Consider the following 26,777-nt stretch of genomic DNA (forward strand, 5'->3'; position numbering starts at 1 on the left):
ATTTTAAAATTTCGCAACTCAATCGTTATAAAATCGCCATCTCATCTCGATGCACCATCACGGATTTTTCATCGATATGCGGTAAAATGGCCTTGATTTGGGCGGAGTTTTTTTGGATGATTAATTTGGCATCCTCGGATGAAAAGCCGACTTGACCGACAGCAATGCGAGTTTTGCTGGTATCGACGATCTGCACCACACTGCCTGCATCAAAATCACCCTGCACTTCGATTACGCCGATTGGCAACAGGCTCTTGTGATTGGTCGTGATGGCGGTTTTTGCCCCATCATCGATAATCAGCGTGCCTGCCATACGGATATGTGCAGCCAGCCATTGTTTTTTGGCAATCAGCTTATCCGTGCTATCAGTCGTCAGTAGCGTACCGATACGCTCGCCACGAGCCAAGCGGATAATCACATCATCCACCTTGCCACTGGTAATCACGGTTTGGCATTGACTCATCGCAGCTAGGCGTGCGGCACGGATTTTGGTCAGCATACCGCCACTACCCCATTTACCGCCATCACCTGCGACATCGAATAGATAATCTGCCATCGCGCGCTCTTGCTCGATCAGCTTAGCATCAGGATTGGTGCGGGGATTGTCGGTAAATACGCCATCTTGGTCAGTCAAAATGATGTACAAATCGGCATGAATCATCGCCGCTGCCATCGCCCCAAGACTGTCATTATCCCCAAACTTAATCTCATCATAGCTGATGGTGTCGTTTTCGTTAATCACTGGCACGACACGCCACTCCATCAGCTGAGCGATGGTCTGTGAGATATTCAGATAACGAGAACGATGTGATAAATCATCATGGGTCAGCAGTACTTGTGACGACTGCACACCTTTTTGGATCAATGCTTGCCACCAAGTCTCAATCAGCCCCATCTGCCCGATGGATGCACACGCCTGCAGAGCTTCTAGCTTTTTGGGCCGCTCAGGCAGATTCATCCGCACCACCCCTTCGGCCACCGCACCACTTGAGACCAGCAGCACTTCATGACCGCTGTTTTGTAGCTCGGCGATTTGTCTTGCCCATTCATAAATCGCCGTGCGATCTAGCCCACGACCATTGTTGGTCAGAAGTGATGAGCCGATTTTTACGACGATGCGTTTGGTGTTCATGCGCTTATCCATCATGCCATCCATCAAGCCCAATCAGTACGGTGCGTACTCGACTTTGACATCATAATCATCTTCATTAAAATCATCATCGTCATCATCACTGATGCCTTCACGCTGTGCTTTACGCATCGCACGATAGGCTTCTTTTTGGATTTCGGTGTTGTGACGCACTTCTTCCTCGAGACGACGGAAGCGTTCGGCCTGCTCTTCGGCAAAGATTGGGTCTTCGATTTCACGCTCACGCTCTTCTTCGATGGCGTTCATCAGATGAAACTTCACTGCATCCACGCCATCACCAGTCAGGGTTGATGTGCGAAACACCATACCCGTCCAGCCTAGACGAGCGACGATGTCGGTGCAGACTGCATTTTGTTCTTCTTCAGGGATTTGGTCAATTTTATTCAATACCAAAATCTGCGGTAGCTGTGACAGCTCATGCGAGAATTTCTCAAGTTCATTTAGAATAATCTCAGCGTTCGCTACAGGATCTGAGCCATCAATCGGCTGTACATCGACGATGTGGAGCAGGCGACGAGTACGCGCTACGTGCTTAAGAAAACGAATACCAAGCCCTGCACCATCAGACGCACCTTCAATCAGACCTGGAATATCCGCCATCACAAAGGACTGGTGCGTGCCAACATCGACCACGCCAAGATTTGGCACAAGCGTGGTAAATGGATAATCTGCCACTTTTGGGCGAGCTGCCGACACTTGACGGATAAAAGTTGATTTGCCAGCATTTGGCAGGCCAATCAAGCCAACATCAGCGACAACTTTTAGCTCAAGCTTGATGTTTTTGGCTTGACCTGGGAAGCCTGGTGTGGCTTTACGCGGTGCTTGGTTGGTACTGGATTTAAAGCGGGTATTACCAAATCCGCCATCACCCCCTTTGGCGATGAGAATTTTTTGTCCTTTTTCGGTTAAATCACCAATCACCAAATCCAAATCGGTATCAATAATCGTCGTACCAATCGGCACCGCCAAATAAATATCATCCGCCCCTTTGCCTGAGCAGTTTTTGCTACCGCCATTTTCGCCGCGGCGAGCTTCGAATTTACGGGTATAACGATAATCCACCAAAGTATTGGTATTATCATCAGCGATAGCATAGACATCACCGCCTTTGCCACCATCACCGCCATCTGGCCCACCTTTTGGGACAAATTTCTCACGGCGAAAACTCACAATCCCATTACCGCCATCACCTGCTTTGACGCTGATCACAGCTTCATCAATAAAACGCATATCTTTTCCAACTGACTAAATTCTGACTAAAATAAAAAAATCTTTCGCCCATGCGACCACCCACCGCACAAAATTTGGGCATAGTCATGTATTTTAGCATAGTTTGACAGGTTTTGGGGGATTATTGAGCCAAGAAAAACCGTCGAATACGCAAGCGAACACACCCCAAAGCTTGATATCTGACTTTTGGGGTGCGGTTTATTAGCTTGGGCTTTTGGGCGTCTAAATAGTGGCAAGCTCACCAATCAGCTCAGGACGACGGGCAAGCAAGTCAAGCAAGACGCGCGCTGATCCACTCGGCTGGCGCTGCCCTTGTTCCCATGATTTGAGCGTATTTACCGAAATGCCAATGGCACGGGCAAACTGACTTTGGGATAGGTTTGCCTTGTGGCGAATTTGAGCAGGCTGACTAATGACGGTTGTGCGAGCAAATTCACCATTTTTTAGTTGTGTTAAAGCACTGTGCAAACTGTCTTGATGTTCGATAAGATCTGGCTCATCGGCAATGATGGCTTGCATGACTTCGTTAATGTCAAAATTAGGTAAGGTTTTCATTTGGCTTACTCCTTATCTTTGGCAAGTTGTTTTAGCTTGGCTTGACTTAGGTTTTCCTGTTCATTTTTTGGATAAATAGCAACAGCAATAATCAAACCATCATCAAGCATATTATAGTAGATGATGCGAGCACCGCCACGCTTGCCATGCCCTTTGGCAGCATAACGAATTTTTCGCAGTCCATTCAGTGCAGGAATAACATCACCTTTTAAGGGATTGTTTGCCAAATACTCAAAAAATTCAAGGCGTTCATCATCTGTCCAAATGTCATCAACTTGGCGGATAAATTGGTCAGTCTCAGCAATGGTGTACATCATTTAATCTCATATTGAATACAATGTACTATAATACATTGTATTATAAAAAGCAAGTCAATTTATCCAAATATAATCCAGTCTTTAAAGATTGGGTTATATTTGGATAAATTAGCAAAGGATTGCCATTAATTTTAATTATCAGTCATGAAAAAACCACCAAACATCACTGCTTGGTGGTTTAATTACTCAGCAATTAAGCGATTAGTAACGCACGCCTGCCATTTCTTCGGCGACACGGATAACCTGGGTGCTATAGCCCATTTCGTTATCGTACCAGATGTACATAGTCGCACGGTTGCCATTGGCGATGGTTGCTTTGGCATCAAAAATCGCCACTTTTTCAGAACCGACGAAGTCCGTTGAGACTGCTTCTGGTGAATCTGAGTAGTTGATTTGCTCTTGCCATTGTTCGCTTTGGGCGACAGCTTTCATAAAGGCATTGAGATCATCAGCGGTGCCGACTTCTTTTTCGAAGTTTAGGTTCAAGATTGCCAATGAGACATTTGGTGTCGGTACACGGATGGCATTGCCTGATAGCTTGCCTTTTAGCTCTGGGATGGCTTTTGAGACAGCAGATGCCGCACCTGTAGAAGTCATCACCATGTTCAGCGGTGCAGCACGGCCACGGCGGTCAGCTTTGTGGTGGTTGTCCACTAGGTTTTGGTCATTGGTGAAGGCGTGAACCGTTTCCATATGACCATTGACCACACCAAAGGCATCGTGTAGTACTTTTAGTGTTGGGGTGATGGCGTTGGTGGTGCAGCTGGCTGCTGAGACGATTTTGTCATCGCCGATGGTGGCATGGTTCACACCATAGACCACATTTTTGATGTCGCCTTTGGCAGGTGCGGTTAGCAGTACTTTTGCTACGCCTTTTGATGCTAGGTGCTTGCCTAGACCTGCTTCATCTTTCCATTTACCTGTATTGTCGATGACAAGTGCGTTATCAATACCATAAGCGGTGTAGTCGATTTCGCTTGGGTCAGCTGCATAGATGACTTGGATAAAGCGGCCATTGGCGATGATGCCGTTATTGGCTTCATCGATGCTCACGCTACCATCAAACCAACCATGTACTGAGTCACGCTCTAGTAGGCTTGCACGCTTGGCAAGGTCACCCTCACCCGCTGGACGCACGACGATGGCTTTTAGCTGCAAGCCTGCTGATGATGCAGGACGGCTCATCAATAGGCGTGCTAGGATACGACCGATACGGCCAAAGCCATACAGTACGACATCTGTCGCTGCCGCTGTGCCTTGAGCGAAGTCTGCTGCTGATTTGCCTACTTTGATGGCTTGACCTAGGTCAATACGAGCAGTCGCAGCACCCTGTGCAACCAAGCTTTCTGCTAGAGCCAATGATGCAGCCACATCCATGCCGTGCTGATCATGCAGTGCCAACACCTTGGCAACAGACAATGCCACACGCTCACCAAAGAACGATACGGTTACATCTTTTGCTGCCAACAAGCTTAACGCTGCAATAAGCTTGGCTGCGGTTGCTTCTTGGGCTTGGCGAGTTGCCAAATGAGATTGGTACAGATTAGCAGACATACGACCACCTTGTTGTAAAAATATAGTTAAAATCACCGATTTTGTTATATAATTCCAAAATATACAAAAATCGACCGCGAAATTTCCAAATCTAGATGATTGTAAAACAAAATAACCGTTTTCGCAATTTTAATTTATTTATAAAATGGCAGTATTTATATAAACTATGTGATAAAGTATTGATTTGCTTGAAATTTATGCAAAATTTCTGCTTTTATTTAGATAATATTTTCGCCGAATTTAAAATAATTTATAAAAAGCCACGAATACCGCTGATGGCGATCGCGCCGTGCTGTTTTGCGGTGATATTATCACACAAGGATAACCCACCTAAGGCGATCGCAGGCATACTTAATTGACTTGCCAATTTTTCAAAACCATCCCAACTCAGTGCAGGCGCATCAGGATGGCTTAAGGTCGGCAGCACAGGCGAGACTAAGCCAGCCAGTACGCGCGCGTGAACCGCCAAGCGATTGGCGCGCTGCACTTCTACTTCATCATGCACACCCAGCAGCAATCGCACATCTTGTGGTATGTCTTGTGGCATATCTTGTGTTAAGCCAAACGCCACATCTTCACATTGCGCCAAAGTCTGAGCAGATATTTTCACCACCACACCTGCCATCTCATCTTGATAAGCGCGGTACAGCCTATCACCGACAATCATCTGCACATCAGCGCGCTTACTTCTCATCGCGCGATAAATCTGAATGGTGGTCACAAGATCAGCCTGTGGTCGCAGATAAAACCATGTATGATTTGGTAGCTTATCTACATAATAATTAATAAATTCATCAATACCTGCAAAGTGCGATAATGCGTGTGAAATGATGATCTGTGATGGTATGGATAACCAATCTATAATCCGAACATTTGCCTTAGGCAGCCTATCAGCACTTGCTAATAATTCTGATAATCCAAGCCAATGCAAACTTTGCCCTTCTGTGCCATGTGTGCAATGGCGAAACTCTTGGTACTGAATATTATTAAGATGTGATTGATAAATATGCAGCTCAACTGACTTATCCGTATAGTCATGAGCTATCACACCAAAACGAACCAACTGGTCGGTTTGTAACTGTAACCCAATCTCTTCGCCTACTTCTCGAATCAGTGCAGATTCAGCCGATTCGCCCTGCTCTATCTTGCCACCGACAAATTCAAGCTTACCGCCTTGGTGCTGATGAGCCTTGCGCATCGCGAGCAAAAACTCATCCTTATAGCGAATGACTGCCACAGCGACACGGATGATTGGGTTAGTTTGGGGATTTTGTAATTTCATAAATACTTTAAATTCAATGAGTTATAGACTTTTTTGATAAATTTTCCCAATAATGGCAATTTGGATTTGCAATTTATCAAAAATCTGCTATCATAAACACAAATGATAATTATTATTGTTTGATAAGATTTATCATGAACAATCGCAAGAATCTGCTTAATCAGCAGCAGTTTTAGTTTAGCTTTTCGGCTTGGGAAAATACCCAATCCCCGTACACAAGGAAATTTGCCATGACTATCTCTATCGCGCGTTATTTTAGCAATCGCACGCACAGCCATTTGCCGACGCTATATTCACAGAATCTGTTCGCCATGACCAAGGAAGTGCGTATCGAACATCAGGGTGAAGAATATCGCTTGCGTTTGACGCGCAACAATCGCTTGATCTTGACCAAATAACCATTTGATTTATATAAACTTTCTCCAACTTAAAAAGCACTGCTTGCATGGGCGGTGCTTTTTAAGTTTTGGGTTTTGGAGAAATGAATTTTTGGGTTAAAACTTCCAACGATAAATCACATCCACCATATTTTCAGCAGCACTGGTCGCTTCGATATATACGCGGCGCGTCAGCTGGTAGCGCATCGATAGACTGGATTCGGCATTGAACACGCCAACGCCATAGCGGATGTACAGATCAGGCGTGATATAGCCTGTGACATTGACATTGGTATCGCTTGCGCTGCCTGATGCATCGACGGTCAGGCTTTGTAAGCCAAGCGCTTGACCGATTTGATTGGTTAGATTGCGCGTGCCAGACAGACCCAAGCTTAAGCCTGCTGCCGCGAGCTGATTGGTGACTTGTGAGCGGAAACCCTGCTCGGTGATTTGTGAGTCGGTGGTTTCGTTAATCCGCCCTGTCACCAGTGCATTCATCGCTTGCTGTTCGGTCAAACCTGCGTCATTAAACACCGTAATATCAGGCTCATTCGCCGTGCCACGGATACGCACACCAATGGTCTGCCCTTCGATTTCTTTTTCACCTTCGATCGACAGATACGGATTGAGCATATCGCCATTAAAGCGAATCTGTGCGTAGTTGAGCTCAAGGTTTTGCCCAATGCCATCAATTTTGGTTCGCTTGGACACTTGCACCACGCCCAGTGCCTGCATCGCACCTTGTCCTGACTGCGTCAAATGCAGCGCACCCGCCAAAGGTAGCGTCGCGCCAAGTCCGCGAAACTCCACTTGACTGCCCAGATCGACACCGATATTGGCATTAATATTCCACGGCTCAACCACTGACAAAATCTGCTCGACATTGCCCGTGATACGACGGTCAAGCACGGTCACATCAGGCGATTCGCTGACGATGTCGGCTGTGGTCTCAGGCGGTCTCAATGTCGCTACAGGGATACTGATCACCCCTTGTACATCGACATATTTGGACAATGGCTTGACGATGATCTCAAGATCAGGATCGATCTGTGCCACCACCAATGGCGGCTGTGCGATGGATAATTTCTCGCCAGAGATGCCCAGTTTGGCTTGTACCTCATCCGCCCAATCCAGCGCACCATCAAGCTTGCCCGTGCCATCACCACCTTTAAAGCTGCCTTCTAAAGTCGCATTAGTGCCGCGAATATTCATCACCGCATTGATGTCAGTCAGTGGCAGTGGCACGCCTGCGATGCTAAGCGCGCCATTGTCTAAATTGGCATTACCAAAGAATAATGGCTTGGACAAAGTACCGCCCAGACCGCCAGCGAGTGCCACTTTACCTGTCAAGGTCTGAATACTTGGGAAAAATGGTCGCAATACCGCAAGGTTTAAATCATCCATCACCAGTGCGCCAGAGATCGGCTTATTCTCTTGATAAGGATTGATCACGATATCGGCATAGCCCTTACCTGCTGTGCCTGTGACATCGGTGCGGATTTTTAGCCCTTTTGCGACGCTTTGGGCGATGATCGAGAAGCGTTTATACGGCATCTCGACATAGCCTGTGTCTTCTTGGGTTAGCCCTAATCGCCCATCATCTGAGTACAGCACGGCATCAACCACAGGCTCAGCGCCTTGTCGCCATGATACCTTGGCATGACCATTCAGCATCGATTGCCATTCGATGTCACTTGGCAAGGCAGCTGAGAATACTTGAGTGTCAAGATTTTGGATCACGACATTGACATTGCCTGATGTCGGTGTGTAGCTCAGCGTGTCTTGTAAGCACAGTACGCCCACGCCATCATCAGCAATATGCGCCGACTGCCAACAATGCGCCGCTACTTTCAGCGCGCCATCATTGAGCCCATAGCGAAACTCAGCAGGCTGTCGCTGTGCCATCGTGCCAAAACGACTGGTGACATGACTATCATCCAGCACCCCTGTATAAGTCATAGTCTCGCGATCAAACGAGCCATGCACTTGGCTTGCCGCTTCGATATCGCCGCTCTGGGTCTCGACAGACAGCAGATGATCACTCTCTGTACCCGAGAAATCAAGGCGCGCAGATTTGATCACCTTACCCATGACAATAATGTCATTACCCTGCATGAGTAGCTGACTTGGGCTATTGCCAAGGTTGTTGATTTTGCCGATCGCTTGTGCATTTTGGATCACAAGGCTTGGCGCGCGCACTTGGGCGGCACTGACATCGATGTATAAGGTCGGCAAGGCATTGTCATCATTGATCAAAATCACGCCGCCTTGGATACGCCCTGCTGCTTGGTTGATGATTTGGGACAAATCAACGATATTGACACTGGTGGTCAGCTGCGACTCATCGCCATTCATCGCCACATAGTTTTCGCCGATTTGTACTTTTAGATTATTGGCGTCAAGCTTGCGGATGATATTTTGGGTTTGGCGCGCATTATTATCAATACGATTGCGCAAGCTGATCAACTCTTCGCGCGTGCGTGGTCGGCGACTGGTTTGTTTAATGCGATCGATGTAGCCTTGGATGTCTTTTGGCAAGGCAAGCTCAGCATACAGCGAGCCTGTGGCAGATAGTGGTCTGCCATTGAACGCGCCTGTAATCGCTAAGTTCTCAATCTGCACAATCTGACGCACGCTGCCCCAATCGCCCGACAAGCGCACCTTGCCTGTCATATCACTGTCGATACCTTGGACGAACGCCCCAAGATCGAGCGCCGCCATGTCTGCATCCAGTGCCCATGCCGCGCCATTATTCAGATCAAGCCAACCTGTCGCATCGATACGCCCTGCATCGCCATCGTGATGTAAGCGTTTGATTTCAAAGCGGTTATTCTTACCTGTCGCATCAAAAGCAAGCGTACCTGCTGGCAGTTTATCATTGATCACTTGACCATCAAAGCTCAGCGCCACATCTGCTAAGGTCTCATTGCGATACACACCGCGACTTGCCACATCACCGCTGATGATCGCTGCCAAGCTTTGATCTGTAACCAAGGCTTTGGTATTGACTTCATCTAGGCGACCTTTGATATCCCAACTGATACCATCGCGTAAGCCGACATCACCTGCGATCGATACTTTGCCTTGATCATTGACAAGGGTCGCACGGCTAAAGCTTAGCTTATTCAGATCACCTGCCACGCTCACACCGATGTCTGCCTTGCCAAGCTGTGGCAGATAAGCTTGGGTCAATTGTCCATCAAAATCCGCTCGCAGCGCGGTGATCTCACTACCATTAAGCACCAGTTGCGATGTACCCGCACCGCTTAGCTGCACCGTCTCACCTGTCGTCATCACCGCCGTCAGATCACTGTCGGTGATGGTGATGTCATGTAGGCTGTTCTTGCCATCATCACGCATGATACCGCGTGCGACCACTCGCCCTGTCACTGTGTCAAATGGCGTCTGTTCAGGTGTATCAAAATAAGCATTGGGCTTGATCGGCTCTGCGATGGCGTCAATCTGCCAAGTCATCGGCTTGGTCGTGGTGGCAAAGTCAAGCTGACCTGTGCCGCGCAGCTTACCGATCACTCCTTGATAATCAAAGCCTGTCAGATAAACGCGCTCACCTTTATCGATATTCGCTGCCAAGACATAATGACCAGCAGGCGCGGCATTGAGCGCATTGATATTTGCATCAGCTGTGATGAAAGTACGCCCTTCTTCTAGGCGCAAGCTTGCCTGTCCGATGCGACTATCGATTACACCGATCTGCGGAACATCGCTGCGTTTGAAATTCAGCCAATTGGCATCGATCAGCCACGGCATATCAGGCGATGATTGATTTTGGCGCAAGGTGGCACGCACGATCTCGCCATCTTTTTGGGCAAGGTCAAATTCAAAGCGCGTCTCATTATTCATCGTATCAAGCAGGCGATATTTGACGCCGAGCGTGCCATCGAGTGACTTAGGCAGATAAGCTTGATAATCGCGGTATTCAGTAGGCATCGCCGCGCGCACATCAAAGCCATTGCCTGCGATGGTCGCATCAAGCTCATATTCATCCGACCATTCCATCTTACCCGTGGCGGTGAGTGCACCATTTGGTGTATTGGCATGCAGATAAGGAATATCCATACCGCCATCACGCACGATACCGCGTCCACGATACCGACCAGATGGTATGTCTTTAGCACTAAGATCGGTATTGATGCGCAGTTCGATATTTGACACCACGCCATCAGCAATGATCGTGCCATTAGACAAGGTGATGTGCTGCTCTTCAGCATAGGGCAGCAACACTTTATCAAAATCTAGGCGCGCAGAAAATGGCGAGTTCTCATCTAAGCCCTGCGCGATGAAGCTGCCTGTCACTGCTGATTGATTGTACTTACTGCTCAGCGTGCCGACCGTGCGCTTGAGCGTGCCTGTCGCCTTGACAGATAAAGTATCAAAATACACAGAATCCAGCGCGTGAATATGCACATCAGCGTTCAGATTCAGCGGATATTGTCCTGATAATTCGATCTCACCTGTAGCACGACTGACATCAAGCACATCGCCATAGCGAAGCTTGCTGTCTTCTAAAGTGATCTTCTCACCTGCCCAAGTGCCACTTTGAATATGAATATCGCTAAGCACCACTGGTTCGGCAGTGGCTTGCAGATAGCGCACTTGGCGGACGCTAGAATTTTCTAGGCGGATATCCACGGGCAGGCTGATGGTCGCATAATCAAAAGGCTCGCCTGTCGGTGGTTTTTTGTTAATGACTTCAACGGTATCAATATCTGCATTGACCAAATGCACTTGGCGCGCCAATACCGCACGCCAGCCCATCTCGATATAAGCGCGGTTAATGCTGACGGTAATGTCTTCACCTTGGGCGATCTTGACATCACTCACCCACAAGCCATCACGCAGATTACCTTCACCATAAGTCAGCGTCGTGCCTGTCTCTAACGCGATTTTTTCGACCAAAAACTTCGTGCCCTGATCCGTGCCTGCCATATAAAATAACGCAAGCAACAAGATCATCACCGCCACCAAAGCCGCTACAATCAGACGCAGCAGCCAAATCATCCACGATGGCTGTGGACGCTTGGGCGGACGCGCATTCGGTGAGCTGCCTTGCGCACTGTTCGGTGAATTGGCGGCGTGACTTACCGCATCAGTACCGCCATCGGACTGAGTGTGTGTCGCCAAACCGTAAGTCATCGCCATAAAAATCCTTGAAATTGAATAAATTTACCAAACCTGCACGCATCACGCACAAAGTGTATTTAAATTATGTCTAAATCATGCATTCAAACCATGCATTGTAACCGATTCACCTAAAAAGGTGAACCGATAAAAAAGTGCAGCTTAATCGGCGTGTCGTCTTCATTGACCCCTGTGGCAACATCGATACGCAGCTGACCCACAGGTGATGCCCAGCGCACGCCCACGCCTGCACCGATCTTGGTATCGTTACTAAAGTCCTTATTATACGCATTACCGACATCACTAAACACCGCAAGGCGCAGATCTTTCATCACTTCATAATTATACTCAAAGCGACCCACCGCCAATGCCTGACCACCGACCAGATAGCCTGTATCTGATAATGGTGATAAGCTGTTATAATTATAACCACGAATGCTCTGATCACCACCTGCGAAGAATCTGAGCTTATACGGCACTTTATCAAAATCCCTTGCCCAGATATAACCTGTGTCAATCCCTGCGATCAGCTGATGCGCACGATCTTTGCCATAGGCATTATCCCCAAAACTATAAATACCACTGATACCAGCACGCGCGATCGCAAGATCTGTCTCACTGACCACGCCATCTGCGCCTGCTTCGAGCGAATAATACTGCCGATAGCCGCGCATCGGATTGACCAGATCATCGGCGACGGTTTTATTGATTGCAACGCCTGCCAGCAGCGCTTCTTGGCTGACACCCCCTGCGACATAATCCACAGGTAGATCCTGCCAAGTATCTTGTGGTGCGCGACTTTCAAGCTCATCCATGCGGTAGCGCAGTGAATATGTACGATTCCAGCCGTTTTTGGTGATGATATTACGCGCCACGCCCTGCTCTAGCGTACGCGATTTCAGATCGTATTTGCCGATTTGATCCAATGTTTCTTCGCCATAGTTCAATGACGCCACCAAGCGATCGTTCAGCGGATGGCTCAGTGGCTTAGAGCCGTAGAGTTTCACGCCTTTATCTTTTTGGGATAAGCGCACTTCTGTCCCTGCTTGATAGCCGTCGCGGTTGATCAGATTGTGCTCAAACTTGGTAATCGCACGCGCACCTGTATCTGACCCCCAACCCAGACCAATCTGTGCATCACGCGGCTTATCACTGGCGACGAAGACATACAGCGGTACTTTTTTGTCTTGATATACTTGCTGCGGGGTTTTGCGATTGGCAAGTTCAGGTCGCTTACCATCTTCGTTTAACAGATCAAGCGCGGTGTCATCTTTGGTCTCATCAGGTAAGATGGCTTTGGCGATGCCTGAGACTGCATCACTGATACGCGCAAGGATCGACTTATCCTTCTCGGCAGTATCGGTAGGCAGCACGCGATCATCAGGCAGGTTATACAGCATATTGGCTTTTTGGGCGACTTGATCAAGCTTATCGCGGATCGCTTGGGATGCACTGAACTCAAGCGGTGCGATCTCAACACTGATACCATCACCAAGATCCACCGTCTCCGTCACAGGTGCTGTTGGCTCTGGGGTGTCTTTGGGTGTATTTTCAAAATTCACTTCATCTTGCTTGGCAAGCTTCTCAGGATACACAGGTTCGGTATTAACCGCATTAAAATACCCTGTGGCAAGCAGATCATTGGACAGTTGGCGCACCGCTTGGCGATTATAGGCATCGCCCATCTCGAAAGTCAGTAGCTTTTCTAGAAGTTTGGATTTGACAGGCAATTTATCAGGATCAGTGGTCAGTTCGCCTGTATCAGGATCGATGGTGAAAAAGACCACTTGGTCAAACTGATATTGCTGACCTGTATCATACACCAAGCTGACATCAGCGACATTATCCGGCAAGACCACATCCACCGAATTATTCAGCCAACGCCCATCCAGATAGCCTTCCTCTCCGCTCACCGTCTCGATGGCAAGCTTACTTGCTTCATACTCGCCGTGATGGAATACATCACCTGCTTGTAAGGCATTAGAATTGACCACCGCTTGATAATTTTGATTGGCTGTGCCATCGCCGCGCACTTCGATGGCGCGATTCTCGACACGCACAGGCTCGCCCAGATCATCGATGATGACATTGATCTCGCCTGCTTGCACCTTGGTGATGTGCAGCTTGACATCATAATAACCGACCGCGCGCGCTGCAGCTTGTGCCGTCTGACGCAGGCGTGCTTGCGATCCTTGAAAATCACGCACCGACTCAGCGGTGATGTCTTCTAGCGCAGCTTTGATATTTTGGTATGGTTCGTACTTGACATCTCGGCGTGACAGCTTATCTTCATTGCCTTGGTTATCGCTCAAGATGACATTGACCTTCAGGCGTGGCACTTTACTCACGCCATCATTGAACAGTCGATCATAAGTGCGGCGAAACAGATTGGGCTTGACTACTTCATCTTCGACAATGACCATTTCATCACCTGTCGTACGCCCTGTATCGATATATTCAGGAATGTAATCATCAGGATTGGTGGCATCAGCATTCGCCTGATCGATGCCCAATGTCGTCAAGCTGTTCGGCGTCGGCGCAGTATTGGCGATCAGCGCATCCAGTCCGATCGGCGGCGTACCATCATCGATACGCGACACAGGCGTGCCAAGTGCGGTAGTATCATCGAAATTCGTCGGACGCAAGATCCGCTCTGGCGACTCGCGGCGCACATCACGCAGCCGCTGCTCGATCTGCTCAGGGGTCAGTAGCGATATATCCAGTGTCTGTGCGGCACTGGCATTTGTGCCGATAGCAATGCTTGCCGCTGCACCTGCCACCTGCTCTGTGCGATGACTGGCATCTACGCCTGCTGCTTGCGCTTGACTGATCGCAGACAAACAGGTAAGCCACAGCAGCGCACGCGGTGATGGTGGCGATTTGATCGGAAACGCAAAAGTCGTATTGACAGGCTTTGGCGGCATGATACACTCACAAAAAACACAAAAGTTAAAAAATGTCAATGTAAGATTTGCATGACAATTGTCCACAATCCTTAGTAATTTTGCAAATCTAGTGACATTTTCGCTGTAAATTCCTGTATTATAACAAAACTCAAAAGGGGTTGGTTGATATTCGCCAAAAATAACTTGCTTAAATACAAGGTGTAAATCACCAAATCACTGTAGCATATTTTCACCCCAATTATACCCCGAAAACCAATTTTAGTTCCAGCAAAGTAATTTTATGGCAAGTCAGCTCTCTTTGTTCCGTCGTCGTGCATTCAACTCGATGTTTTTTACCCAATTTTTTGGGGCGTTTAATGACAATGTCTTTAAACAAGCCTTGATTTTGATGCTCACCTACAGCGCGGCTGCCAAGCTTGGCATGGAAGTCAGCTTACTCAATAACCTTGCCGCTTTGCTCTTTATCCTGCCGTTTTTTTTGTTTTCGGCATTAGCAGGTCAGATCTCGGACAAATACGAAAAATCTTGGCTGACGCGCTACATTAAGCTGCTTGAAATTATCATCATGAGCATGGCGGCGATTGGTTTTATTTATGAGATTTATTGGCTGCTGTTCGTCTGCTTGTTCTTTATGGGTGCGCAGTCCACTTTCTTTGGGCCGATCAAATATGCCTATCTGCCCGAAGCCATGCCAAAAAATGACCTAGTCGGCGCCAATGGCTTATTCCAAACCAGTACAAGCCTTGCCATCTTGACAGGCATGATGACCGCAGGCGTGCTAACGCAGTTGTACTTTTCAGAATATTGGCTCAGCGTTTTGACGATTTTCATCGCCATCTTAGGTTATATCGCTGCGCGACAAATCCCCGTGACCACCATCCATGCCGCCGATCTAAAGATTGATTGGAATATTTTTCGCACCAGCTTTGACATCATCAAATACTTATACAGCTTACCGCTGTTGTTTTTCATCATCATGGGTAACAGCTGGTTTTGGTTCTATGGCGCGACTTTTTTGACGCAGACACCTGAAGTGACCAAGAGCATCTTGCACGGTGATGAATCGGTGGTGATTTTCTTACTAACTTTATTTTCAGTCGGTACGGCGATCGGCTCGCTACTGTGCAAGACTTTGACCAAAAACCAAGTCAGCTTCAGGCTATTACCTGTCGGTATCGCAGGTTTGTCCATCTTTGCGGCGGCATTGTATTTCTCACTGGGCAATCTGAGCATCAGCGCCGATGCACCGATGACGCTGGATATGCTGTTTAAGATCGATGGCGTAATGCCTGTCTTTGCTGAATTATTCTTACTGGGTCTAAGCGGTGGTCTGTACATCGTGCCACTGTACACCAGTATGCAAGCCTATGCACCAATTGAGCATCGCTCGCGTGTCGTTGGCGCGAACAACATCTTTAATGCCATTTATATGGTTGTCTCGGCGGTATTTGCGATTGTGATTTTGACGATTTTGGGCTTAAGCTTGGGTCAGCTATTTTTGATCACTGGTATTGTAAATTTGATCTTTGGTGTGATTTTATACTTGAAATTACAACAATACAAAAACAGTCTGCCGATCAGTGCCGATGATACGCCGATGCTTGGCTAAAAGCATAAAATCGGTAAAAAATCAACGCAACATCGCCGCATGGTTACAATAGGGATACAAACTTAAAGCGTGTTGTATAAATTTTTTACCCCATTGGCTCAAAAAATCTGCTATGATTTGAGCCAATTTATTTTTTCTCTTTTATCCTATTTTTCTAAACCGATGGACTTTATTTTATGAAAAAATTGACACTATCTCTTGCGCTTGCAGCCTTGACCACTTCAGCAGTTGCAGCGACTGGCACCTACCAAAGCCCTGCACTACGCGGTGAAATCACCCAAGCCATCAAGCCACAAGACACCATCAATTTGCTTGAAAAATCTGTCAAAGGCTTGCCAGTGCCAAGCATCAGCGTCAGCGAAGTTAAGACCATCCCAACTGTCGTCATCCCTGCCAACACATCAGGCAGCACCATTTTGGATGTCACTTTGGTCGATGAGCTGCTTGACGATATCGCGCCAAATGCTCGCCACTACCCAACCAATTTCCCAACGCGCACCAGCGAATATTTGGTGAAACAAAACATCAAGCACCTATCTGACTGGATCGAACCATATGCCAGCGCGCCTGATGCATCAGCAGAAACGCTACTACGCGCCGCAAAAATCAACGGCATGGCGCGTAACCTAAACCTAGGCAACGACTACACCGTACGCGCAGGCAATCATATGCAAAAGCTGCTACAAGTCGATCCGAACCACACCGAAGGTAACTTCCTATTTGGTATGATGCTGTCAGAATCAGGCGCGTTTAAAGAAGGTCGCAAATACCTAGACAAAGCGGTCGCGGCAGGCTACACTGAAGCAGAACAAAGCATCGCACAAGCTGAACTACTGGGCGATAACCGTTCTGGCGCACTAAAACGCCTACAAAAGCTGGCAGCAGCCCACCCTGACAATGCACAAATCGCAGAGCAAGTGCGCATCGTTGAAAATGGCGGCTACTACATTTGGAACATTCCAGATGCCAATCTGAACATCAAAGCGCCACAAACAGCGAAATAATGCGAAATCAGCGGTAAACTGACACCGTTTTTCCCAAACAATCCGTGCAGCTGCCTGTACGGATTGTTGGTTTTTGGGCTTTTGGTTTATAATGAGAAATTGGCACTTGTCATTGGCAAGTCATTGACACATGATCAATTTATACTCAAGGCAAAAATGGATGATGATATGAAAAAAGCAAACAGGATGAGTATGGCAAAAAAGACATTAGCAAGTGCGATATTCTTGGCACTGTGCGGCAGTATGAGTGCGTGTAGTCATTTGGCATCACCCAAACAAAATGTCTCGCAATTCGTCGAACAAGCGCGCAGCAGTATCATCACCAGTTATTCGGTCAGCGCACTGTCGCGCAGCGCTTTGATTAATGCAGGTTTCAACCAAGACAGCTGCATGAGCGATTTTGATGCTTGTATTAAAGGCATTCATGACAGCACCTTTGAGCACAATCGCCGCGAAAATCTCTCCGTTGTTGCTGAGCTTCACTATGCCCGCGCACAGGCTTTGGCACTACAAGATGCCTGCCGCACTGAGCTTGACCGTCCGCCGATTGACCCATATTATGCCAATGCACCAAAATCCCCCGATGAGATCAAAGCCTATAAACAAGCCAAAATAAACTGCGCCAGTGAGTACCGTGAAGCCTTGTACCAGACGCTGCGCTACAGTTATGCTTATCTGTTTTATCCTGAGCTTACTGGTACAGCGCGCGGCAATAGTTTTGCTAGCGAGTCCGATGTCCGCGCCCAAGATCTGTATCAGCTTGCAGTCAATGACATCATCGCGCAAGTCTATCGCTTCAAACAAGGCGCGTTCGGCGGTGCGATCGAGACGGTGTATAATCTTGACAAGCCGATCATCGAGCCGAAGTTTGATCAAGTGATCGTCGCAAAACTCACCAGCACCCAAGCCGATCAGCAGACTGATTTGATCGTGTCGATGGATAATAATCCGTATTACATCGCCAAGGTCAATGAAGGTCGTCAGCAGACCTTTTCTGAGCTGATTCCTGCTTATGATCCGCGCTTATCCAAGCTTGATATCACATCACGGCGTGCAGGCTTGGGGGTGAATTTCGTCGGCTCAATGCAAGATCGCTACATCGCTAGCATCGCCAATAAGCTTGAAGCCAATCGCACCGACACTCTACCATCACCAGAAGACCCCAAGTATCAATCGCGCATTCATCAGCTTGGACATATGCTGATCACTGCGGTGATCCTGCCTGAAGGCAAAAGTATCGATGAAGTGCTGCACAGTCGCAAGTTTCACGCACATCTGTTCGACCCACTACGCCATCAGAGTATCGATGTGCTTGGCACAACTCAGCCACTATCCGCCAATTTCTCAGCAGGCTATGCGCTGTGGCTGTCCGAAAATCAGCTTAAGCCGCTCAGTATTTTAAATATGCTGGCGCGCCACGAAAACGCCACGCTGCCTGATCTGTATATGCTTGAGCCGTACAATCCGAACAAAAAAGTCATCATCATGCTGCATGGCTTGGCATCCAGCCCTGCCACTTGGGTGAATCTGACCAACACCCTGCTGTCCGATCCTGTGCTGGGTGCAAATTATCAAGTCTGGCAAGTGGCATATTCGACCAATTTGCCGATTTTAGAAAATCGTTATCAGATCGAAAATCTCATTCAAGCCGCCTTCAACTCAGTCGATCCGCACGCTCAAGATACCGCAAGTCACAACGCCCTGCTCATCGGTCATAGCATGGGTGGTGTCATCTCGCGTCTGCTCGTCTCTGATGATGATTTGGTGGATAAATTACAGACACTCGATAAGACCAAAGAATACCGTCTGATCAGTAAGCTCAATGACGATCAGCAGCACGCCTTGGCATCACGCCTAAAACTATCGCGCCTGCCACAAGTCGATGAAGCGGTGTTCATCTCTGCGCCGTTTCGCGGTACGGACTATGCCGATCGTTGGTTTACGCGCACGGCACGGCGGATCATCAGCTTGCCAATTGGTCTGACCCAAAAAACCATCGATGCACTCGATAAGGTCAGTAACAGCGCGAATAAAGATGGCTTGGTCGGTTCATTATACCTACAAAATGGTGCAAGTCAGCTGTCGGATCGCTCAACATTCGTCGCATTGACAGGTGATGTCAAGATCAATACTGCCGTCAGATATCATACCATCGTCGGCGATCATAAAGGCGTGATGGATGGTGATTTGATGTCGTCAGGTACGGCGGTCAGTGACAAAATCTCTGATGGTATCGTGCCTTATAGCAGCTCACATTTGGACGGTGCTGCGAGCGAAACCATCATCACAGGCAGTCACAATATCCACGAAAGCCCAAAAACCGTGCTACAGCTGCGTAAGATCCTGTATCAGCACATCAAATCGCATGAATGATATATAAAAAGCTGATTTTTATCAGTTTATCAAAACCAAAAAAATCCCTAAGTCATTAACAAGCTTAGGGATTTTTATTAATTTGATAAAGAATTATTTGCTTTTTAATACCGCAAAAATCTCATCACGCACGGTATCGATCGCCTTAGTGCCGTCAAAGTCATGATAAGCAGGCGCATTATCACCAGACTGTGCTACCGCTTGATAATGACCGATCAGCGCAGCTGTCTGTGCGTGATATACCGACAGACGATCACGAACGACTTCTTCTTTATCATCATCGCGCTGTACCAGTGGCTCACCTGTGACATCATCAATGCCTTCAACTTTCGGCGGATTATATACCACATGATAAGTACGACCTGATGCCAAATGCGCGCGACGACCTGACATGCGGCTAACAATCTCATCATCAGGTACACTGATCTCGATCACAAAATCAATGTCCACGCCTGCTGCTGCCAAAGCTTCAGCCTGTGGAATGGTACGCGGAAAGCCATCAAAAATACAGCCATTAGCACAATCAGGCTGACTGATGCGCTCTTTGACTAGGTTGATGATCAGCTCATCTGAGACCAATTGACCAGCATCCATCACACTCTTGGCAAGTTTACCAAGCTCAGTGCCTTCCTTGATCGCAGCACGCAGCATATCGCCTGTAGAGATCTGCGGAATGCCGAATTCTTTTGAAATTAATTGTGCTTGTGTGCCTTTACCTGCCCCTGGTGGACCCAACAAAATGATGCGCATCATAATAATTCTCCAACGGTATGATTAGATAAAATGGGATGTTACCCTGTTGCCCCTGCTACTATAAAGCACACCGCCCAATTGTTCAAGTAATTTTATGACAAAATCAGATAAACTTAGCAATTTTTGTGAACTGAGCAGTTTTTTTGGCAGTCTTATAGTCAAACAAATTTAAAATAAGACAAGAAAAACGAGTAAAGTTGTACAAGTAGTAATACAAGCGAGCTTGACGCAGTATTATTTTAAAATTGGCAGACTATATAGTTAAAATAAAAAGCCTGTAAATCAATACAGGCTTTGTTGATGCATAACCAGATCGACTTAAGGCACAACTTGCGAGATGGTTAAGCTTACCGCAGTTTGTTTATCCAGTACCACAGGATTGGCTGCCAAATCGCCCGATGCCGCTACAGCATTGCCACTGTGGCTGATGCGCGCTTGTACCACCAAGGCCTCGCCTGATGCACGACCTACCGATAAAGTGCGCGACGGCATCATCGCATCCAAATCACTTAGGCTGACCACCACTTGACCTGCGCCTAATGCATCAGGTGATAGACGCTTGACCGCGTATGGTGCGCCACCAGCTTGCGCTGCGATCGAGACGAACAACACATCATCAGGCTGCATTTGCGTCGCTAATGATGGCTCAAGCTTGACAGTGACAGTCACGCCTTGCGCTGCTAGAGCTTCTTGCTGATTGATATTTTCCACCAGCTTATCTAGGCTTGCCAAAGCGTCAGAGCGATCCGCACCTGAACGCGCCACAAGACTAGAACGCAAGCGCGCAATCCATGCTTTGGCTTCACTGTAGTTGCCCGCCTTAGATTCGCCCATCGCCATCATCATGATCGCGCCTTCATGCTTGGGATTTTTCGCCAAGATACTCTGTACTGCCGCGCGCGCTTTATCATCCATCGCGCCTTCATTGACGAAGAAATTGGTCTGTGCGTAGGTCAGCGCAATCTCTTCATTATCAGGTTCTAGACGATTGGCGCGCGATAAGGCTTCTAGCGCCTGTGGCTTGGCATCAAGCATCATAAACAGCTCAGACAGTCGCATCCAGCGATTGGCATCATAAGCATGATGATGGACATTGGTCTGCATCGCTGAGATCAGCGCCGATGAATCTGTCGTCGCCCATTCAGGTGGCGCGTCGATTTTACCCGTCAGTAGATCATCAGCGACTTGCCCGACCGTGTCTTGGGCTTGCCATAGCGTAAATACAGGCGTACGATCTGCCGTGGTCAGATAAGCGATCACCACCAAAATCGGAATCCACAGCATGACGATAGCACGACCCTTAAGCCCCACAGGTGCATAGGTCTCTGCCACCGTCTGCGCATCGAGCAGTTGGCGTTTTAGGTCATTCAGCTGTGCTTGGTATTGCACTTCATCGATACGCCCTGCTACTTTGTCCGCATCCAGCTCATCGATACGCTCATGAAATACCGCGACATTCACCGCCATCAGCTGATTATCTTCGGCTTTTTTGCCACGCAGCCACGGATAAATCACCACAAGCGACATCAAGACCGTCAAGACAGCACACAGACTAAAAAATAAAACTAAAGACGGTGTCATACATCACCTTTTGGTTGGGTTTGTGAATCATCAGCTTGATGCTGCTTTAGGATCTTGGCAAGCTTCGCTTCTTCGCTTGCGCTCAAGGCACTGACATCACCGTCTGCCACTTGGCTGCGACCTTTTTTGGCTTTATAAATCCAGCCTAAGATCAACAGCACAAGCAGCACTGGTGGGAAAAACCACAAAATCCATGTCGATGGACGCACAGGTGGCTTATAGCTGATAAAATCACCATAGCGTTCGAACATATAATTACGAATCTCAGCATCCGTCCGACCATCTTTGACCATCTCATAAGTGCGCTGCTTTAGGTCTTGGGCGATCGGCGCATCCGAACCTGCCAGGTTTTGGTTTTGGCATTTTGGGCAGCGAAACTCTTCAATCAAGCCGCGATATTGCGCTTCTTGCTGCGGTGAGTCAAATTCATAAATATCAATACTGGCAGCTGCTGTCATGCCAATGCTCAAGCCCAATAGCAATGCCGCTACCGATTTATAAATCGATCTGTCAAATGTCTGCATAAAGTTATCCTAATAAGCTTGTGCGATTATTGGCAAGCGCTCAATTTATCCGCTTGACTCATCGATGCATCAGCGACCACACCTAGGCAGCTGGTGATGCTATCCCAATTATGCTCGCCAACTTCACCGACGATGTGCTTATACACCACGCCATCACCGCCGACGACATAGCTCTCAGGCGCACCCATCAAGCCCAGATCCAATCCATAATTTCCCGGTAGATCTTGGATTGAATATAGGAATGGATCTTTAAATTCATTCAAATATGCCAACGCTTCAGGCAGCTCGTCCTTATAATTCACACCAACCATCGGCACACCCTGCGCGTGCAGCTTCAATAAAAACGGATGCTCCACTTTGCAAGTAATACACCACGAACCCCAAACATTCAATAAAAATGGCTGCTTAGGCAAATCAGCATTGGTCATCACGCGTGTGGTATCAGACAGCAGCGGCAAATTGAACGCAGGCAAAGGCTTACCTGTCAATTGACTGGTATTAACATCGGTCGATTTGCCAAGGCGGGCAAACAGCATGATGACCACGCCAACGAAAATCACCAAAGGAATGATAAAGGTCAATGAGCGTTTTTTTTGTGCCATGATTAGATCTCCGTATTTGATGATGACAAAGTAGTGCGCGCCGACTTGCCCAAGCGATAACGACGGTCAATAAGCGCGATGAACGCACCGACTGCCATGATGATCGCACCTAGCCAAATCCAGCGTACCATCGGCTTGACATACACACGAACCGCCCAAGTATTGTTATTGATTTTACCTTGTGCGTCTGCGATCGGCTCGCCAAGTGCCACATACATCTCATTAAGCAGACTTGCACGAATGCCCACTTCAGTCATCGGCATCATGCTGACCACATAGTCGCGCTTTTCAGGGTATAAAGTTGTCAAGGTCTTGCCATTGGCGCTAACATCGATGGTCGCACGCGTAGCGTCGTAGTTCGCGCCTTTGACTTGTTCGAATGCTTGCAGATGAAAATCATAGCCCTGCACATGGACGCTGTCGCCGACCGTCATCGCCACATCTTTTTCGATACTCATGCTGCTTGTGCCAGCCACACCCAGTACACAGACCAGCACACCTAAGTGCGCGATCTGCATACCCCAGTAGCTTGGCGTAAGTTTTGCCAAGCCTTGTGCCAGACTGCCTTTATTGTGCTTTAATTTATCCTTAATATCAAAGACCATAAACGCAAGCACCCACAGGCTCAGCACCCCTGAGATATACACGCTATAATCAAAACTTGGCACTTCAGCAAGCTGCGACATCATATACGCGACCACCGAGCCTAGTACCAAACCACTGACCGCACAAGCGGCAATCGTGGCAAGCAGTGGACGGCTGTCATATTTATAACGCATCACTGCGCCCACACCCATAAAGCCAAGCAACAGCCAAGTCAGCGGCACAAACAGCGCATTAAAGTACGGCGGACCGACAGAGACTTGACCCAATTTAAAAAAGTCTGCGATGATCGGATACAGCGTACCAAGTAGCACCACCAAGGTTGCCACCAGTAGAATTAGGTTATTGATGACAAGCACGGTTTCACGAGATTTTAGCTTATAACTACTCTCAACGGTCAGCTTCCAACCACGCAGCGCGAACATCAACAAACCAAAGCCAATGACAATTGCCAAAATCGCAAGCACCGCAAGACCACGCGTCGGGTCGGCAGCGAATGAATGCACCGATGTGATCACGCCTGAGCGCACAAGGAAAGTGCCGAGCAGGCTTAGCGCAAATGAGAAAATCGCAAGCATCATCGTCCACGCCTTGAACACGCCGCGTTTTTCGGTCACGGCAAGCGAGTGAATCAGCGCAGTCGAAGCCAGCCACGGCATCAATGACGCATTCTCAACCGGATCCCAGAACCACCAGCCGCCCCAGCCAAGCTCATAATACGCCCACCAAGAACCCAGTGCGATACCCAAAGTCAAAAACGCCCACGCCGTCAGCGTCCAAGGACGACTCCAGCGCGTCCACACCGCATCCAGTCGCCCCGCCCACAGCGCCGCCATACAAAAAGCAAACGGCACCGCCAAGCCAACATAGCCCATGTACAGCATCGGCGGATGGAAAATTAAACCGGGATCTTGGAGCAATGGATTTAGATCCGCACCATCGACAGGCAAATTCGGCAGTACGCGCACATAAGGCGATGAAGTAAAAATCATCATCGCAAGCATCATCACCTGCACCGCGCCTAGGATAGACAGCACGCGCGCACGCATATCAAGCGGCAAGCCACGGCTAAATACCGCAACCAACATACACCAAGTCGCCAAAATCGTCATCCACAACAGCAGCGAGCCTTCATGACCGCCCCAAGTTGCAGATAGCTTATAATACCAAGGCAACAGACTGTTTGAATGCTTAGCGACATAGACAAGGCTAAAATCATTGTACAAAAAGCCTGCAATCAATGCCAAAAACGACACCGCCATCGCCAAAAACTGCGCTGTAGCAAGGCTTGGCGCCAATCGCTGCCATTGTACTTGATGTCGTATCACGCCAATGGCAGGCAGCACTGCCTGCAAAATCGCCAGCACAAAGGCGAGCAAAAGCGAAAAATATCCAAGTTCTGTAATTAGCATGGTCTATCACTCATGTTATGCGTCAATTTATGCGTGCAATGCGTAGATGCGCAAATGCTGTCAGTTTTTTGTAGATTTTGATAAAAAATATCAGTAGATTTATAAGTACAAGTCATTGAAAAAATGTGATTTTTTATCTTAACTTGCTATTTTTAACTTATATTTTAACAGACAAATTTTGAATAAAATTTATCAATATAAGTCGTACAATTTAATTAAAATTTAACAAATTTAACTCAATAAAATACCGCAATCAAATGCAACCAGCCTGCCAAAAAGCCTGTAATACCACCCAATACAATCAAGGTAATCTCATCTTCTTGAAAAGCTGGTCTTAATAGATTTTGAAATTCTTTTGGGGTTAGGGCACGAATCCGCCCTTCAAACAAGCCAAAAATCTTGCTCGCGCGCGAAGTATTAAGCTTAGGATCACGAATCGGTACCATGGTTGCATCGATGGATTTATCCAAAATCCGATCTTTAAAATCATCAATACTGCGCTCATCCATGCCCATTTTTAGTGTCGTTGCCACCACAGGCGATTCAAGCATTTCATACAGATGCGATTTCATCAGTTCACGAGTTTTCTCAGCACGCGCGCCATACATCATCTCTTGCATGATGTTCTCAAGCGTCACCAGTTCATTGACGACAATCTCAGCAAACACGCTTGAGACTTCATCTTGACGCTTCATAAAACCGCCCTGCCAGCTGTATTTATGCCAATGTGGCAGCATCCAGATGATTTTTTTATCATCACCATGATGCTCATAACGAAACAGGCGAATAAAAGGCACGGTGCGCGGTTCAACAGGGTTAAACACCATCCAAATGGCGATCCAGTTGGTCAGCGCACCCCAAATCATCGCAAAAAACGGTACTGTCCAATGCTCTGGAATGAAATAAAACAGCACCATCTGCACAATGCCAAAACCAAAGCCGATCAGCGCGCTGATTTTCCAGATGAAATTAATTTCTTTTTTACCCACACGCAAGAACATATCAACCATCAGCTTGCGATCATTTTCCATTTTAGTAACGATCATCGAGCGCATATCGACCAGTTCTTCGACATTATAAGTCAGATCTAGCACCAATGATTTCATGATCTCAGGCAGCTTGGCGTGTGCGTGCGCATAGATACGGCGGCGAATGGCATAAGGCATATGCGTCCACAGTGCATACGATCGCTCAAGCATAATCTCATCAATCAGACTCTCCAGATTTTTATCCACCGTATCGGTGATAAAATCCGCCATCTCTTCAGGTTCCATCGCCTGAAAAAATTCATCGAGCGAGCCTAATTTGGACAAGGTTTGATCAACGATCACGCCTGAGATCTTGCCCGCCTTAGCAGGGACAATGCCTTGCCAACCCAAGCCCTTTAATCCAAATGGCATACCTGCCACACGAATGCCCCAAAAGCGAATCGGATAAAACAACATCTCAAGTGCCATCCACACATGCGCCCAAGTCACAAAAGCCGTTACGGGCGGAATTGTGAGCATGGCGATAAATTCAGGATGTTCGGTGAGCGTCTGCCAAAAGCTTGCAAGCATGAGTGAATGTCATTTTTCGTGTCAGATAAATGGCGGTAATTTTAGCATAGTTTTGTAAATTTCGTATGTCAAATTTATGCAAAATGCCGTGTTTTCGCGATTTTGAGAGTTTTTGTAAACGAAATGATACATCTGCTAAGTTTTCAAAAACATTTCTAGCAATTTAACCAAAGCTTGTCTATAATGAGCAAGTCGTGTAGATTGACAAGTTGAAGAGACTGCGCGCGATTTGTTGGATTTTTGGTAA

18 protein-coding genes are annotated in these 26,777 nt (G+C 47.6%); 4 read left to right on the top strand and 14 right to left on the bottom strand.

Annotation, left to right across the window (positions count from 1 at the left end; genetic code table 11):
• Positions 1 to 25: 25 nt before the first annotated feature.
• From proB to NKU06_RS00850, 6 genes are all read right to left on the bottom strand, one after another.
• Positions 26 to 1,156, bottom strand: a complete 1,131-nt coding sequence (gene proB / locus NKU06_RS00825) for a glutamate 5-kinase (protein ID WP_254732092.1) — start codon at positions 1,154 to 1,156, stop codon at positions 26 to 28.
• Between the two features lie 9 nt (positions 1,157 to 1,165).
• A complete protein-coding gene (gene cgtA, locus NKU06_RS00830) occupies positions 1,166 to 2,380 on the bottom strand; it encodes an Obg family GTPase CgtA (RefSeq protein WP_103033889.1) in 1,215 nt (404 codons plus the stop codon).
• Positions 2,381 to 2,602: 222 nt separating this feature from the next.
• Positions 2,603 to 2,935, bottom strand: coding sequence for a DNA-binding transcriptional regulator (locus NKU06_RS00835; protein WP_254731621.1), 333 nt, complete (start codon positions 2,933 to 2,935; stop codon positions 2,603 to 2,605).
• A gap of 5 nt (positions 2,936 to 2,940) precedes the next feature.
• On the bottom strand, positions 2,941 to 3,252 hold the full coding sequence (locus NKU06_RS00840) for a type II toxin-antitoxin system RelE/ParE family toxin (protein WP_254731623.1): 312 nt from the start codon (positions 3,250 to 3,252) through the stop codon (positions 2,941 to 2,943).
• A gap of 201 nt (positions 3,253 to 3,453) precedes the next feature.
• The gene (locus NKU06_RS00845; RefSeq protein ID WP_254731625.1) at positions 3,454 to 4,806 is read right to left on the bottom strand and encodes a glyceraldehyde-3-phosphate dehydrogenase; all 1,353 of its coding nucleotides are present in this window, start codon (positions 4,804 to 4,806) and stop codon (positions 3,454 to 3,456) included.
• Positions 4,807 to 5,056: 250 nt separating this feature from the next.
• The gene (locus NKU06_RS00850; protein WP_254731627.1) at positions 5,057 to 6,088 is read right to left on the bottom strand and encodes an NUDIX domain-containing protein; all 1,032 of its coding nucleotides are present in this window, start codon (positions 6,086 to 6,088) and stop codon (positions 5,057 to 5,059) included.
• Positions 6,089 to 6,318: 230 nt separating this feature from the next.
• On the opposite strand from NKU06_RS00850, the gene hemP reads away from it, so the two are divergent.
• Positions 6,319 to 6,486, top strand: coding sequence for a hemin uptake protein HemP (gene hemP, locus NKU06_RS00855; RefSeq protein ID WP_253223941.1), 168 nt, complete (start codon positions 6,319 to 6,321; stop codon positions 6,484 to 6,486).
• Between the two features lie 96 nt (positions 6,487 to 6,582).
• Here hemP and NKU06_RS00860 read toward each other — a convergent pair whose 3' ends face one another.
• Both NKU06_RS00860 and NKU06_RS00865 read right to left on the bottom strand, forming a co-directional pair.
• On the bottom strand, positions 6,583 to 11,625 hold the full coding sequence (locus tag NKU06_RS00860; RefSeq protein WP_254731629.1) for a translocation/assembly module TamB domain-containing protein: 5,043 nt from the start codon (positions 11,623 to 11,625) through the stop codon (positions 6,583 to 6,585).
• A gap of 110 nt (positions 11,626 to 11,735) precedes the next feature.
• Complete coding sequence (locus NKU06_RS00865) at positions 11,736 to 14,528, bottom strand: autotransporter assembly complex family protein (protein ID WP_254731631.1); 2,793 nt, start codon at positions 14,526 to 14,528, stop codon at positions 11,736 to 11,738.
• Positions 14,529 to 14,790: 262 nt separating this feature from the next.
• On the opposite strand from NKU06_RS00865, the gene NKU06_RS00870 reads away from it, so the two are divergent.
• The 3 genes from NKU06_RS00870 to NKU06_RS00880 all read left to right on the top strand — a co-directional run bounded on the left by NKU06_RS00870 (position 14,791) and on the right by NKU06_RS00880 (position 19,496).
• Positions 14,791 to 16,119 carry an MFS transporter gene (locus NKU06_RS00870; protein WP_254731633.1) on the top strand — a complete coding sequence of 443 codons (1,329 nt, stop codon included), beginning with the start codon at positions 14,791 to 14,793 and terminating at the stop codon, positions 16,117 to 16,119.
• 176 nt (positions 16,120 to 16,295) lie between these two features.
• Positions 16,296 to 17,123, top strand: coding sequence for a M48 family metallopeptidase (locus NKU06_RS00875; protein ID WP_254731635.1), 828 nt, complete (start codon positions 16,296 to 16,298; stop codon positions 17,121 to 17,123).
• Positions 17,124 to 17,309: 186 nt separating this feature from the next.
• Positions 17,310 to 19,496: a triacylglycerol lipase gene (locus tag NKU06_RS00880; protein WP_254731637.1), complete on the top strand. Its 2,187-nt coding sequence runs from the start codon at positions 17,310 to 17,312 to the stop codon at positions 19,494 to 19,496.
• 93 nt (positions 19,497 to 19,589) lie between these two features.
• On the opposite strand, the gene adk is transcribed toward NKU06_RS00880, so the two are convergent.
• The 6 genes from adk to NKU06_RS00910 form a co-directional block, all read right to left on the bottom strand.
• Positions 19,590 to 20,246 (bottom strand): adenylate kinase, encoded by a 657-nt coding sequence (adk, locus tag NKU06_RS00885; RefSeq protein ID WP_254732094.1) that lies wholly within the window; start codon positions 20,244 to 20,246, stop codon positions 19,590 to 19,592.
• 321 nt (positions 20,247 to 20,567) lie between these two features.
• The gene (ccmI, locus tag NKU06_RS00890) at positions 20,568 to 21,830 is read right to left on the bottom strand and encodes a c-type cytochrome biogenesis protein CcmI (protein ID WP_254731640.1); all 1,263 of its coding nucleotides are present in this window, start codon (positions 21,828 to 21,830) and stop codon (positions 20,568 to 20,570) included.
• Positions 21,827 to 22,354 (bottom strand): cytochrome c-type biogenesis protein, encoded by a 528-nt coding sequence (locus tag NKU06_RS00895; RefSeq protein WP_254731642.1) that lies wholly within the window; start codon positions 22,352 to 22,354, stop codon positions 21,827 to 21,829. Before NKU06_RS00895 ends, ccmI begins: the two co-directional genes overlap by 4 nt.
• 26 nt (positions 22,355 to 22,380) lie before the next feature.
• Positions 22,381 to 22,956, bottom strand: coding sequence for a DsbE family thiol:disulfide interchange protein (locus tag NKU06_RS00900; protein WP_254731644.1), 576 nt, complete (start codon positions 22,954 to 22,956; stop codon positions 22,381 to 22,383).
• A gap of 2 nt (positions 22,957 to 22,958) precedes the next feature.
• Positions 22,959 to 24,971, bottom strand: coding sequence for a heme lyase CcmF/NrfE family subunit (locus tag NKU06_RS00905; RefSeq protein ID WP_254731646.1), 2,013 nt, complete (start codon positions 24,969 to 24,971; stop codon positions 22,959 to 22,961).
• Positions 24,972 to 25,207: 236 nt separating this feature from the next.
• Complete coding sequence (locus NKU06_RS00910; protein ID WP_254731648.1) at positions 25,208 to 26,530, bottom strand: hypothetical protein; 1,323 nt, start codon at positions 26,528 to 26,530, stop codon at positions 25,208 to 25,210.
• Positions 26,531 to 26,777: the final 247 nt, after the last annotated feature.

Source organism: Moraxella sp. FZLJ2109, from assembly GCF_024296965.1.
GTDB lineage: Bacteria > Pseudomonadota > Gammaproteobacteria > Pseudomonadales > Moraxellaceae > Moraxella.